This window comes from Pseudoalteromonas sp. MMG005, assembly GCF_018101015.1.
GTDB lineage: Bacteria > Pseudomonadota > Gammaproteobacteria > Enterobacterales > Alteromonadaceae > Pseudoalteromonas > Pseudoalteromonas aurantia.
The window spans coordinates 121570-135579 of the sequence record NZ_JAGJEK010000012.1 but is presented as its reverse complement, the minus strand read 5'-3'; the positions used below and the strand labels follow the sequence as shown (position 1 = coordinate 135579).

The 14010-nt window shown below is 41.4% G+C and carries 11 protein-coding genes; 5 read left to right on the top strand and 6 right to left on the bottom strand.

The features are described from left to right. The first annotated feature begins 75 nt into the window (after nt 1-75). Nucleotides 76-1803 (top strand): proline--tRNA ligase, encoded by a 1728-nt coding sequence (locus J8M01_RS11105; RefSeq protein WP_211058029.1) that lies wholly within the window; start codon nt 76-78, stop codon nt 1801-1803. 183 nt (nt 1804-1986) lie between these two features. Then, nucleotides 1987-2805 carry a UDP-2,3-diacylglucosamine diphosphatase gene (locus J8M01_RS11100; RefSeq protein WP_211058028.1) on the top strand — a complete coding sequence of 273 codons (819 nt, stop codon included), beginning with the start codon at nt 1987-1989 and terminating at the stop codon, nt 2803-2805. A gap of 63 nt (nt 2806-2868) precedes the next feature. Here J8M01_RS11100 and J8M01_RS11095 read toward each other — a convergent pair whose 3' ends face one another. The 3 genes from J8M01_RS11095 to J8M01_RS11085 are packed head-to-tail and all read right to left on the bottom strand — an operon-like array spanning nt 2869 to nt 5673. Continuing rightward, complete coding sequence (locus J8M01_RS11095; protein ID WP_211058027.1) at nt 2869-4077, bottom strand: ABC transporter permease; 1209 nt, start codon at nt 4075-4077, stop codon at nt 2869-2871. Beyond that, nucleotides 4070-4855, bottom strand: a complete 786-nt coding sequence (locus J8M01_RS11090; RefSeq protein ID WP_211058026.1) for an ATP-binding cassette domain-containing protein — start codon at nt 4853-4855, stop codon at nt 4070-4072. Before J8M01_RS11090 ends, J8M01_RS11095 begins: the two co-directional genes overlap by 8 nt. A 14-nt stretch (nt 4856-4869) precedes the next feature. Further along, nucleotides 4870-5673: a DUF3025 domain-containing protein gene (locus J8M01_RS11085; RefSeq protein WP_211058025.1), complete on the bottom strand. Its 804-nt coding sequence runs from the start codon at nt 5671-5673 to the stop codon at nt 4870-4872. A gap of 149 nt (nt 5674-5822) precedes the next feature. On the opposite strand from J8M01_RS11085, the gene J8M01_RS11080 reads away from it, so the two are divergent. Next, the gene (locus J8M01_RS11080) at nt 5823-7448 is read left to right on the top strand and encodes a M28 family metallopeptidase (RefSeq protein WP_211058024.1); all 1626 of its coding nucleotides are present in this window, start codon (nt 5823-5825) and stop codon (nt 7446-7448) included. A 71-nt stretch (nt 7449-7519) separates the two neighbouring features. Further along, nucleotides 7520-8680 (top strand): putative manganese transporter, encoded by a 1161-nt coding sequence (locus J8M01_RS11075; protein ID WP_211058023.1) that lies wholly within the window; start codon nt 7520-7522, stop codon nt 8678-8680. 50 nt (nt 8681-8730) lie between these two features. Here J8M01_RS11075 and J8M01_RS11070 read toward each other — a convergent pair whose 3' ends face one another. From J8M01_RS11070 to hutH, 3 genes are all read right to left on the bottom strand, one after another. Beyond that, nucleotides 8731-9075, bottom strand: coding sequence for a cupin domain-containing protein (locus J8M01_RS11070; RefSeq protein WP_211058022.1), 345 nt, complete (start codon nt 9073-9075; stop codon nt 8731-8733). A gap of 338 nt (nt 9076-9413) precedes the next feature. Beyond that, entirely contained in the window at nt 9414-11414 is a 2001-nt protein-coding gene (locus J8M01_RS11065) for a urocanate hydratase (RefSeq protein ID WP_211058021.1), read from the bottom strand. Nucleotides 11415-11426: 12 nt separating this feature from the next. Then, nucleotides 11427-12920 (bottom strand): histidine ammonia-lyase, encoded by a 1494-nt coding sequence (hutH, locus tag J8M01_RS11060; RefSeq protein ID WP_211058020.1) that lies wholly within the window; start codon nt 12918-12920, stop codon nt 11427-11429. Nucleotides 12921-13054: 134 nt separating this feature from the next. On the opposite strand from hutH, the gene J8M01_RS11055 reads away from it, so the two are divergent. Further along, nucleotides 13055-13957: a LysR family transcriptional regulator gene (locus J8M01_RS11055; protein WP_211058057.1), complete on the top strand. Its 903-nt coding sequence runs from the start codon at nt 13055-13057 to the stop codon at nt 13955-13957. Nucleotides 13958-14010 lie beyond the last annotated feature (53 nt).

The following is a 14010-nucleotide window of genomic DNA, read 5'->3' as shown; positions in this document are numbered from 1 at the left end:
CTTGTCTGCGCCGTCAGCGCTGTTAAACTACGCGGAATTAACACGAAAAATAAATACATTACGAACGGAACAACCATGCGTACTAGTCAATATATTTTAGCGACTCTAAAAGAGACGCCTTCGGATGCTGAAATTATCAGTCATCAGCTTATGCTTCGAGCGGGTATGATCCGCAAATTGGCTTCAGGCCTCTATACTTGGCTTCCTTCTGGCTTGAAAGTTTTACGCAACGTAGAAAAGATTGTGCGAGAAGAAATGGATAATGCGGGCGCGATTGAGATGCTGATGCCAGTGATCCAACCAGCCGATCTTTGGCAGGAATCTGGGCGTTGGGAACAGTTTGGTCCAGAACTTCTGCGTATCACAGATCGAAATAATCGCCCTTTCGCACTAGGCCCAACACACGAAGAAGTTATTACAGATTTCGTTAGAAAAGAGATCAATAGTTACAAACAACTTCCGATCACGTTGTATCAAGTACAGACCAAGGTACGTGATGAAGTCCGCCCTCGCTTTGGCGTAATGCGCGCACGCGAATTCACCATGAAGGATGCTTACTCTTTCCATTTAAGCGAAGAGTGTTTAACACAAACCTATCAGCGAATGCATCAGGCCTATTGTAATATTTTTGAACGCTTGGGACTCAATTATCGTCCAGTACTCGCAGATACAGGCTCAATCGGTGGAAGCCTATCACATGAATTTCATGTTTTGGCTGAATCGGGTGAGGATGCTATCGCATTTAGTGATGCAAGTGATTACGCAGCTAACATTGAAAAGGCAGAAGCATTAGCACCAAAAACAGAAAGAGCGGCCCCATCCAAAGAGCTAAACTCATTTGCTACGCCAGAAGCCAAAACGATCGCTGAATTAAAAGCCAACCACGGTGTAAAACCACACCGTGGCGTTAAAACGTTAATAGTTTATGGTGCAGCAGATGAAAACGAGCGACGTGAATTGGTTGCGTTAATTGTTCGCGGTGATCATGATTTGAATGAATTAAAGGCACAGTCTCACGACCTAGTCCATTCACCTCTTGAAATGGCAAAAGAACAAGATATTATTTCCGCTATTGGTGCCCGGCCTGGTTCTTTGGGACCTGTCGGTTTAAATATGCCTGTTATCGTTGACCATAGTGCTGCTGTCATGGCTGACTTTGTGGCTGGAGCCAATAAAGATGGTGAACACTACAGTGGCATAAACTGGGGTCGTGATGTAACGGACTATGTAGTTGCTGATATTCGTAACGTTGTTGAAGGCGATCCAAGTCCTTGCGGTAATGGGTCACTACATATCAAACGCGGTGTTGAAGTCGGTCACATTTTTCAGCTCGGCACTAAATATTCAGAATCAATGAATGCTGGTGTGCTTGGTGAAAGTGGTAAAAACCAAATGATGAGCATGGGTTGCTACGGTATCGGTGTGTCACGTATTGTCGCCGCAGCAATTGAACAAAATAACGATGACTATGGTATTAAATGGCCATTGGCATTGGCGCCATTTTCGCTTGCGATTGTGCCTATGAATATGCATAAATCTCATCGTATCCCTGAAATTGCTAATAATTTATATTCAGAATTTAAAAAAGCAGGGATCGATATACTCTTTGATGACCGAAAAGAACGACCTGGTGTTATGTTTAATGACATGGAGTTGCTTGGCGTACCATATACACTCGTCATTGGTGAACGTAACCTTGATAATAATCAAGTTGAGCTTAAAAACCGACGTACGGGTGAAAAACAGATGTTAAGTATTGACGATGCTGTTACCGAAATTTGTGCATTGATTAACTCACAATAAGCTACTTTAAATAATCGCAGTAAATTATTTGTCGCGAGTGGCTTATTAGTCACTCGCTTTTTTATAATTAGTATTCCAAAAAGTATATACCTGAATGACTGTCATATTCTCTTCTTTATCTCGTCGTCGAATTGTCACTTTCTAACACTATGCTTGATTTTATTACGCTAGAGATAAGAGCGAATGAAAGCAACGTACTATCCAAGTATTTGGATTTCAGATACCCACCTAGGCTACAAAGACTGTAAAGCTAGCTACCTACTTGATTTCTTAAACCGAACAGAATGCGATGTACTTTATCTCGTCGGTGATATCGTCGACCTATGGTCAATGAAACGGCAATTCTATTGGGATACAAGCCATTATAAGGTGTTAGAGTGCATTCAAGAAAAAGCGGAGGCTGGCACAAAAGTAATTTATATTCCAGGGAATCATGATGAAACGTTCAGGCAGTATGCCGGTCACACCCTATTTAATGTAGAAGTCCACAAATCATTTATCCATACCACCTCAGCAGGGAAAAAATTCTTACTGCTGCATGGTGATGACTTTGATTCTGCAACTCGATACAACAAATTAATCAGTATTGCCGGAGATGCTGCCTACGATTTTTTGCTCTTTCTGAACCGTTGGAGTAATCGTGTAAGGCGTTTATATGGAGGCCATTATTGGTCACTCGCCTCTTGGCTTAAAAATCGAGTCCATAAAGCGAGAGAAGCAATTGCGGCATTTGAAGCGGCAGCTATTCACGAAGCAAAAAGACAAGGCGTGGATGGTATTATATGCGGACATATTCACCAACCCGCCTTAAAAGTATGCGATGGAATCATTTATTGTAATGACGGTGACTGGATAGAAAATTGCACCGCATTAGTTGAAAATAAAGAGGGTAAAATTGAACTATTACATTGGTCAGATATTCAACATGTTCTTAATGTCGTCGCATTAGATGAAGGTCTACAAGGTATGCCATCCCAAAATACTTCTGATGAAGCGGCATAGTACAATGAGCGCGCTCATTAAATATAAATGAGCGTGCTCATAGAATATCAATATAAGCCGCTATTACCTAAATAAAACGGATTCTTTGTTAAACCACCTTACACAGCTCAGTAAAAGTAAACTTGCCAATGCAGCTGATGCAATAAAGATAAGTGCAATAGCTCCCTGATCAACAGTGCCTTTTACAACCTCCTTGATAGCCAATGCAACATTGGTTATTGGAATAAGCGCGGTAACGTTATCAAGTTCCATGTTTGGCAATAGTGAAACAACAATAGGCACAAACACAGCCATACTCAATGGACCCATATAGTTTTGTGCCTCTTTAAATGTCCGTGCATATATTGATATCGCCAGAACCAATGAAGATAACATCGCAGCGACAGGCAACAACAACGAAAATATAAGTATAAAGTCCCAAGCAGTCACGCTATTAAATGCGGTTTTGACCGCCTCTAAACTCACAAAACTTGACGCTACGCTCACCCAAATAGCCAAACTCGCAACTGTAATCAATGTACATGCTATTGAACTTGCCAATACAGTAAAAAACTTTCCTAGGACTAACTCTGAGCGCGTCACGGGAGTTAATAATAATGTTTCTAAAGTCCCTCGTTCTTTTTCTCCAGCCCCCAAATCGATTGCCGGATAACTTGCTCCCATTAATACCAAAGGTAACAACAAATAAGGGATCAATGCGCCCAACTTTTCACCGTAGTTTTCCCGCTTGTCGGCCGTATCGACTTTGCTGATCGTAATGGGAGTAAGTAACGCGGGTTGATGCCTAATATCAACACCTAAATCCTTTAAAGCTCGGGTTCTTAACTCATTCGATAATTTACTAGCGACGGAACGCACACGATTAAAAATGAAGTTAATCGCTTTTGCATCGTTAAATACGATTTGCCACTGGCTCTGCTTTCCTGCTTGCATTGCAAGTTCTGGGTCGTTCGGAATAAATATACCAACATCAATGATCCCCTCTTTAACTGCCTCAGAAAGCTGTTCTACTGAGTCAAACTGCTTTTGCCCTGCATATTTTTTAAAGCTCTTGTGGTAGAATATTTCCTCTGAAAAAGCCGTCGAAAATTGCGTGTTAACAATATAATATGTGTGAACCTGTTGCTCGGCTTTTAAACTTGCTTGAGACGTTAAAAATGCCACAAAGCCTAAAATAACCGGGAAAATAAGCATTGGTAATGCAATGATAAAAAAAAGCGTTTTCCTATCCCTCAGTAATTCTATAATTTCCTTTTTAAAAACTTCAAACATGCTTATTCCCACTCAATAGATTTAGAAAGGCCTGATTCAACTCAGTACTGCCGCCCTGTTTCATAAATTCGGTTACAGTACCATCAAAGCAACTTACCCCTTGGTCAATCACCGCTATTTTGTCACACAACAAGGCAACTTCATCGAGGTGGTGTGTTGAAAAAATCACCGGTATCCCTTGTGCTTTTAAAGAACGAATGAATGAAATAACCGTCTGAGTCGTCATAATATCAAGCCCTGTTGTTGGCTCATCTAGAATGACCACTTTGGGGTTATGTACGACAGCTCTGGCAATATTTGTTTTTTGTTTCATTCCTGTCGATAAATGCTCTGCCCGTTTGTCCAAGAATGTGGTCATGTCTAGCATGCTAAACAACTCATCACACTTTGCTTTCAGCGCATGTCCTTTAAGGCCATGCAGCTTGCCAAAATACTCAACATTTTCTCGTGCCGTCAAGCGACCATATAATCCAGTCGAGCCAGATAAAAAGCCAATCGCTTTGCGTCCAAGTAATGGCTGTTTAACAATATTATCGTCTTCAATTACTATTGACCCGTGATCCGGTTTCAAAGCGGTAGATAACATACGTAATGTCGTTGTTTTTCCCGCGCCGTTTGGACCTAAAAGCCCCAATACTTCACCATGATCACATGTAAAACTGACATTTTTTACCGAGTGAAAATAACCATCATATTCTCTACTGTCATGATGTTCCTTGTTTTTCTTATGCTCTTTGGTTAGCTTGAACCGCTTCGCTAACTTATCAACTGCAATCATGATTGATCCTTTTCTTAACGCCTTTTTGCTCTGAAATAATCCGTATTATCATAAAACTTTGCATCTTCATTTTCCTCACACCACCCGGGTATACCCAATAACGGTAACGGTGACATTTGGCTGTTGTCTTTTAAAACTCCTTCATATGCAATTCGCTTATAAAGTATGTCATCTAAGTACGCGTACTGTTGTTGTAAGGTTAATGTACTAAAACTTGTTTCCACTACAATACACAGTACTTTTCCGGTAAGTCCGATAAAAGGTTGAGTGAGCATCTCATAATTTGCGTGCCCAAATATGAATGGCTGTATAGCTTTGCCCCACTGTGTGCGTTTTGATACAAATACGCTATGCCAGTTGTGGGCTCGTAAATCAGTTTTTATCTGTTCGTCGGTGATGGCCATCACTACACCACACTCATCAAACAAGGTTAAGGCATTACGATGTTTGCTACGTTGTTTTAAACCATACTGGTCAATATCATCAATATGACTTTTATTTAACAATGATTTAGTCTTTGGGAATAAACACCAAATTAATGCACCAAACAAGTCGTGCCAATTCTGCTCTCGAGTTGGAATATGACCCGTTTCGTAAATGATCTGCTCGTAGTAACGCGTTTCTTCTTGAAACTGTGAATCAGGTACAAAACTAACTTGTTGTCCATTGCTATTTTTAAGATGTGCGAGTCCATTTAGCCATGGAAAATCAGGCCAGCCAGACTGGTTGCCTAGACCAAATAATGTATTAAGGTGGGCAAATGCACCGCCTCTCAATAACTGTGGGTCATAATGCTCAGAGGGAGTAAATTTCTTCATAAATAGAACAAGTTCAATATATTTTCATTAGTTTACCTTAAGTCCTGTTGGCGTCCAATTAAAGCAGCCCCAACTGTCGCAGTTACTCGAAAAAAAACCAAATTTGTGTTTATACTTACGTGTCTTTAATACATAACAAAAGAAGCATTATGAAACTTAAAATGACTCTAAGCGCGCTTACAATAGCGGTGCTCAGCGGTTGTGTTAGTACCTCAAACACCCCTGAAAATGTAAAAACTGCCTATGATAGTATCAACACACAACAACTTGCTGAGCATATTAAAACTCTCGCATCTGATGAATTTGGTGGCCGAGCTCCTTCTTCAAAAGGAGAAGAGCTGACCCTTGCATATTTAACCAAGCATTTTAAGTCTTTGGGATATGAGCCTGGTAATGGTGATAGCTTCTTGCAAGAAGTAGACTTGGTTTCTATCGAGGCTGATGCCAATATGGCGCTTAAAATCGGTGGTAAAGACTACCTATATAAGAAAGAAATGGTGATGGGCACAAGTCGGATCAGCCCACTAGAATCGATCAAAGATTCAGAGCTTGTATTCGTAGGCTATGGGGTTAACGCTCCTGAATACAATTGGAATGATTACGATGGCTTAGATGTGAAAGGCAAAACGGTTGTTATGCTTGTTAATGATCCAGGTTTTGCAACGAAAGATCCGAGTATGTTTACAGGTGAAGCCATGACCTATTACGGTCGTTGGACATACAAGTACGAAGAAGCAAGCCGCCAAGGTGCCGCAGGCGCTATCATTGTCCATGAAACGGCCCCAGCATCATACCCTTGGAGCGTAGTCGAAAACTCATGGAGTGGCGAACAATTTGGTTTCCAAAAAGCCAATAAAAATATGGATCGAGTCGCTGTCGAAGGTTGGGTCACTGTCGATGTTGCAAAAGAACTATTTGAAAAAGCAGGTTTAAACTTTATTGATGCAAAAACAAAGGCTGCCAAAGGTGCTTATCACGTCGATATGGGTGACTTAACAGCATCTATTACCGTAAAAAGTAAAATTAAAACGTCCACTTCTTACAACTTTATTGCTACCTTACCCGGTAGTAAGAAACCAGATGAACACATTATCTACTCTGCTCATTGGGACCATTTAGGCACAGATAAAAATAGAAAAGGTGATCAAATATACAACGGTGCTCATGACAATGCCACTGGCACCGGTGGTATGATAGAAGTTGCTGAGGCATTCGCAAAACTCCCAACAAGGCCTGATCGTTCAATGACATTTTTGGCTGTTACAGCAGAAGAACAAGGTTTATTAGGCTCAAAATTCTACGCCGCAAATCCAGTTATACCTGCAAAGAAAACGGTTGCAAACATTAATATGGATAGCTTAAATTTATTAGGTAAAGTAAAAGATATTAGTGTTGTAGGTATAGGTAAGTCTGACCTTGACGACATGCTAGCCAATGCAGCTAAAGCGCAGGGACGTGTGGTATCTGGTGACCCAAGACCAGCATCAGGCGGCTATTATCGCTCTGACCACTTCGCATTTGCGAATATGGGAGTGCCGGCCATGTATGCAGGCGGTGGTACTGAAGCCATTGATGATGCCACCGCTAATTACCGTAAACGCATGAGTCTTGTGCTAAGAGGCTGCTACCACCAACCTTGTGATCGCTACAGAGATGAATGGGACTTGAACGGTGCAGTGCAAGACCTACAACTATTTTATCAAGTCGGTTATGACATCTCACAACAAGCTGAATGGCCGCAATGGAAAGCAACATCAGAGTTTAAGAGAAATTAAATGCAAATGATATTGCTTTTCATTTAGAAAAAAACTAAAGTGCAACTGAGTTTATCAACCGGTTGCACTTTATGCTCTCACAGTCCGTAAATTTTCCTTCCCGCTTAGTGCATTTGCTAAGTACCCAACTAACTAACAAACGTTTGTTATTGCCATTGCTTCTCGGTTTAGCGTTAGCGTACGAGCCTATTAGAGCTATAACACTTCCAACGCTAGCGGATGCGTTTTTTCAAGTAACCGCATTCGTTGCTGGTACGCTTTTCATATACTATTACCTTGTAGATAAGTTGCCCCAACTAGAATTGAGTTACTTAAAAGCAAAGTCTCCAACTCTTGAGATAGTATTCGCAGCAATTCTTGGCGCATTGCCTGGGTGTGGTGGTGCTATTATTGTTGTCACTCAGTTTACAAAACGTCAAGCGAGTTTCGCATCGGTAGTCGCTGTACTTACCGCAACAATGGGCGACGCTGCGTTTTTATTATTAGCAAAAAAGCCGCTCGAAGGATTATTGATAATTGGGATAGGTGTAGGTGTAGGAATTATCAGTGGCTTAATTGTCAGTGCAATACATAAACAAGAGTTTTGCCAACCCGATGTACAAGAAGCCAATAATCCACATTGTGCTAAGCCAAATAACGTAGTCATAGCCAGCACAAAAGTCTGGAAGATTGCCCTGCTGCCAAGCCTTGTAATTGCTTTTTTAATTGCCTTTAACGTTGATCTAGGAGCATTTGAAGCATCAATTACACTGGTTGGCGCGGTTATGGCGATTTTTGCTGTGCTTGTGTGGGCACTATCATCAGAGGGGAAAACTTATAAACAAATTACCGCAGAAGATGAAGAATTTGAGCCTCCTTCCAAGTTTGCTAGAGTACTACAAGATACACACTTTGTAACTGCATGGGTGGTTGCTAGCTTTATGCTTTATGAACTCGCAGTGACACTATTTGGCCTGGATTTAAAACAATGGTTCAGTGAGTTTGCCGTATTCGCCCCGCTTATTGCTGTTCTCATTGGATTACTACCTGGATGTGGCCCACAAATCGTGGTCACTACGCTCTATATTCAAGGTATCATTCCATTTAGTGCCTTAGCTGGAAATGCAATCTCAAACGATGGTGACGCGCTATTTCCTGCGATTGCAATGGCGCCAAAAGCCGCGATTCTGGCAACCTGCTATTCCGCTATCCCTGCGCTTCTAGTGGGCTATGGGTTATATTGGTTAATGTAAATTCGGTCAGTTCAACTTAATAAAGTTAGTAGCGTAACGTACTACTGGCTTTATTCCTCGGGGTTTTCACTGTGTACTGATTGCCCTGGTGTGTGATAAATGAACTTACAGCCGTTATTTGCAGACGGCTTGTGCCATACCCCCTTAGGGACAACAAACGCATCTCCGCTGTGGGCAACATACGTTGATGACAAACCCTCCCTTAATACGGTCATTTCAAATTCTCCATCAATGATATAAAAAAACTCATCCGTATCTGGATGCATTTCCCAAACCGGTGACTCGCCAGTAATATCACACGTACTAAACGAAGAAGCGTTAAAAGGCAGCATTGGAATAAATACGCCTTCATTCTTTGACGATAAAACCTCTAACACATTGACAATTTTCATCATAAACGCCCTTAGTTACCGAATTAATAAGTATATAAATACGCTTTGACACGTTGAAAGTCACGTCGTTTTGATTGCGATACTATTCAGGATAGAAGTTTACTCGCCACAGAAATCAAATTAGCCCATTATAATTAGGGTATAAAGATAAAAGGGTTATCCATTGAATAATGTGTTCATTTCTATAATTACACAGAAAGACAGCTAGCGAAGAAACACGCTATAATTATAGGGCATTAAATCGTAGGCAATAGGAAAGTATCAATGAGTCAAATTAAATCTAACTCGATAGCGGGTGCCTGATTTAATTTAAGCAGGCACCCGCAAAATTTATGCAATAATTAGAGTGACAAATTGCTTAAAATATCGTCATCCACTAAGTTTGCTAGCGTCACCTTTAACTTAGGTGTACGAGCCATTTCACGCTTAATCGCAAAATTAGCCTCTTCATTACGTGCCCAACTGCGACGCGCTATGCCATTGTTTACGTCAAATAACAGCATAGATTTTAGGCGGCGTTCAGCACTATCAGTGCCATCTAACAACATACCAAAGCCGCCGTTAGTTACTTCTCCCCAGCCAACGCCACCCCCGTTATGAATCGACACCCAAGTTGCACCACGGAAACTATCACCAATCACATTGTGAATGGCCATATCAGCGGTAAATCGGCTACCGTCATAAATATTAGATGTTTCACGAAATGGTGAATCTGTGCCACTAACATCATGATGATCACGTCCTAATACAACGGGGCCAATATCACCTCGGCTTATTGCGTCATTAAACGCTTTAGCGATTTCCATTCGCCCTTGTGCATCCGCATAAAGAATACGTGCTTGAGAGCCGACCACGAGCTTATTTTGCTTCGCATCGTTGATCCACGTAATATTATCCTGCATTTGCTGCTGAATTTCTTCAGGAGACTCTGCCATGATTTTATTCAAAACCTGCGCGGCAATTGCATCAGTTTTATCTAAATCTTCAGGCTTCCCTGATGCACATACCCAGCGAAATGGTCCAAATCCATAGTCAAAACACATTGGCCCCAGGATATCCTGTACGTATGATGGATATTTAAAATCAATACCATTGTCAGCCATGACATCACCACCCGCTCGTGATGACTCAAGTAAAAATGCATTGCCATAGTCAAAAAAGTAGGTGCCTTTTGCAGTATGTTTATTGACTGCATCTGCGTGACGTTTGAGGGTCTGTTGCACTTTAACTTTAAACAGCTCAGGTTCTTCTCTGATTAACCTATTTGACTCTTCATAACTAATATCTACAGGGTAATACCCACCTGACCATGGGTTATGCAATGACGTCTGGTCAGATCCTAAATGAACGAAGATGTTATGTTCATCAAATGCTTCCCATACATCAACCACATTCCCTATATAAGCAATGGAGACGACTTCATCATTTGCTTGAGCCACTTTTAAACGTGAGATCAGATCATTCATATTATCAATTAGCTCATCAACCCAGCCTTGTTGATGACGCTTGATTGCTGCTTTAGGGTTAACTTCTGCACAAACGGTGATACATTTGGCGATATTACCGGCTTTAGGTTGTGCACCACTCATGCCACCTAATCCTGCGGTAAGAAATATTTTCCCTTGAGAGCTTTCACCTTTGTTGAGTACTTTACGGAACGCATTCATAACCGTAATTGTTGTACCATGTACAATACCCTGAGGCCCAATATACATGAATGAGCCAGCTGTCATTTGACCATATTGTGTTACGCCTAAAGCGTTGAACTTCTCCCAATCATCAGGCTTAGAATAGTTCGGGATCATCATGCCATTTGTCACAACTACGCGTGGCGCATCTTCTGATGATGGAAACAACCCCATTGGGTGACCTGAGTAAATATGCAACGTTTGATCTGAGTGCATTTCACTTAAGTATTTCATCGCTAATAAATATTGAGCCCAGTTTTGAAAAACTGCGCCATTTCCACCATAAGTTATTAATTCTTCTGGGTGCTGCGCAACAGCAGGGTCTAGGTTATTTTCAACCATAAGCATTATCGCAGCTGCTTGTTCACATTGTGCTGGATACTCAGACACAGAACGGGCTCTCAGATCATAATTTGGTTTAAAGCGATACATATAGATACGACCGAAGTCATTTAATTCTTGTGCAAATTCTACCGCCAACTCTTGATGCCATGCTTTGGGGAAGTAACGTAACGCATTTCTTATTGCTAACTGTTTCTCATCCACGCTCAAAATATCTTTGCGTTTTGGTGCGCGATTCGCATCAGCTGGATAAGGTTTAGCAGCCGGTAATTCAGATGGAATACCTTGTTTTATCTGTTCTTGAAAATTCATCACAACTCCCTCTTAATTTACTGTAAACGCTTGTGACTTAACCAATGTTATCATCGCATCAATATCGGGCTTTAATAGCCTATCTTCTTCAAGTTTTGCAACTTTAGCTCTAATCACTTTTAAATTTTGCTCAATTAATTCTGAGCACTTATTTGGTCGTCTGAATTCAATAGCTTGGGCAGCATACATCAACTCAATGGCGAAGATTTTTTCAATGTTACCTAAAATTTGGTTAAGCTTTCTACCGGAAATACTCCCCATAGACACATGGTCTTCTTGACCCATAGAGGTAGGCACACTGTCCGCCGACGGTGGGAAACATAGAGACTTGTTTTCCGTTACAAGTGCAGCAGTTGCATATTGAGGGATCATCATGCCTGAATTCAATCCGCCAGAACTTGTGAGTAACCGAGGTAAGCCGTGCAGCCCTTCTAAAAGCAAATAACAGCGTCTATCAGAAATATTGCCTAACTCAGCTGCTGCTATTGATGCATAGTCTAATACCATAGCTAACGGCTGGCCGTGGAACCCTCCCCCTGAGATCGCTTCTTCTGCACTGACAACGATAGGGTTATCTGTCACTGAGTTCATTTCAATTTCAGCCAACTCTTTCAAATGGTAGTACGCATTACGAGATGCACCATGCACCTGAGGGATACAACGCAGCGAATAAGGGTCTTGAACACGCTCACAGCCTTGGTGAGCAGCCATATTTTCCGAATTTTTGAAAAAGCGTCTCATACGAGCAGCAACTTCAACATTACCTACAAATGCACGAATTTCATGTAGCTCAGCTCTAAATGGCGATTCACTGCCTTGCATACCTTCAATACTCATAGCACCCGTGACATCAGCAAGATCGAGCAAATACCCCATTTTTGTTAATGCTGTAATCGCATGCGACAAAATGAATTGGGTACCATTAATGAGCGCTAATCCTTCTTTTGCATGCAGCTCAAGCGGCGCTAAACCGTGCTCACGCAACAGAGGTGCCGCTGGGACAACTTCCCCATTTTGCCAAAACTCTCCTTCACCAATAAGCGGTAAAAACAAGTGCGATAGAGGTGCTAAATCACCAGATGCACCAACTGAACCCTGCTCTGGTACCACAGGAATGAGATCAAGATCGATAAATGCCAGCATTCTTTGTATTACTTCAAGGCGGATCCCAGAAAACCCCTGACTTAAAGCATGAACTTTGGTAATCAACATTAATTTAGATATTGGTTTAGCTATTGGTTCACCAACCCCAACAGCATGGGTGATCAATAAGTTTTTCTGTAATAAGTGTGTTTCTTCTGGAGAGATCTGTGTATCACATAAAGGACCGAACCCGGTGTTGATACCATAAATTGCTTTATCAGAATTCGCCATTTTGTCGACGTTTTGTCTGCTTTTATTTACTTTATCTAATGCTTCTTGACATAAGTGTGCTTTAACACTGCCATCTGCGATTGCATTTACAATATCTACATTAAGGTGATCTACACCATACTTAAACGTCATTTCACTCTCCAAAATCAACTTCTTATGTACTTTTATACTGATAATAACGTTATCCTAGCTTGCTCTTGATGTTTCATAAATGCATAATAATCGGTATTCATTCCAGTATTATCAAACTTATTAAGCGAGATAAAGTGCAAGTTCATGACGTTGATTTAAGATTGCTAAGAATATTCGTTGCAATTGTTGAGTGTGGCGGCTTATCAGCTGCCGAATCACGCTTAAATATTGGCCGTTCCACGATCAGTTCGCATTTATCAGACCTAGAAGTTCGCCTTGGGATCAAGCTGTGTAAAAGAGGCAGAAGCGGCTTTGAATTAACCGAACCCGGCAGAGTCACATATCAAGCATCGCTTGAGCTCCTGCAACAGTGTGAGGCTTTTACCACCACCATTGCCAGTTCAAAAAATGAACTGTCTGGTAGAGTCACTATTGCTACAATAGACACTATGGTGAGTGATCCACGCTGTGGGGTTGCACGCGCGATTTCAGCGCTGAGAGCGCAAAGTGAACATATCCAATTTGATATCAATGTGTGTGAGGCCAAAGAAGTCGAAACATCGGTCATGAATGGGCGTTCTTTAGTCGGGCTTGGCGTCAGCAGGCATCATATAAGGGGTCTCGATTACCATCCACTGTATAACGAGAATAACTATTTATATTGTGGTGTTGGCCACCCTCTTTTTGCTTGCAACCCATCAGATGTTGAACGGCATCTACAAAATGCAGAGGTTATTACCAGTAACTATACACGGGATAAAGAAACAAGAAATGATGGTCTCAACTACCAAAGTACGGCTATTGCCTATCACGATGAAGGTATTGCGCATTTGATCCTATCGGGTGATTTTATAGGCTATTTACCAGAGCATTACGCCAGTTATTGGGTAGACAAAGGGCTATTTAAACCAATTCTTCCTAGTCGATACTCATATCAGATCCCTGTTGTGATGATAACGTCAAAAAACAACCTAGCCTCCCCCTTAGCCAACGCCCTCGTTAAAGAAATTATACGTTGCCATAAAACTGACCAATAATTTGTTATCCTCATTTTTCCGATATGTGGAAAATACGTACTTTTGATTAAGTA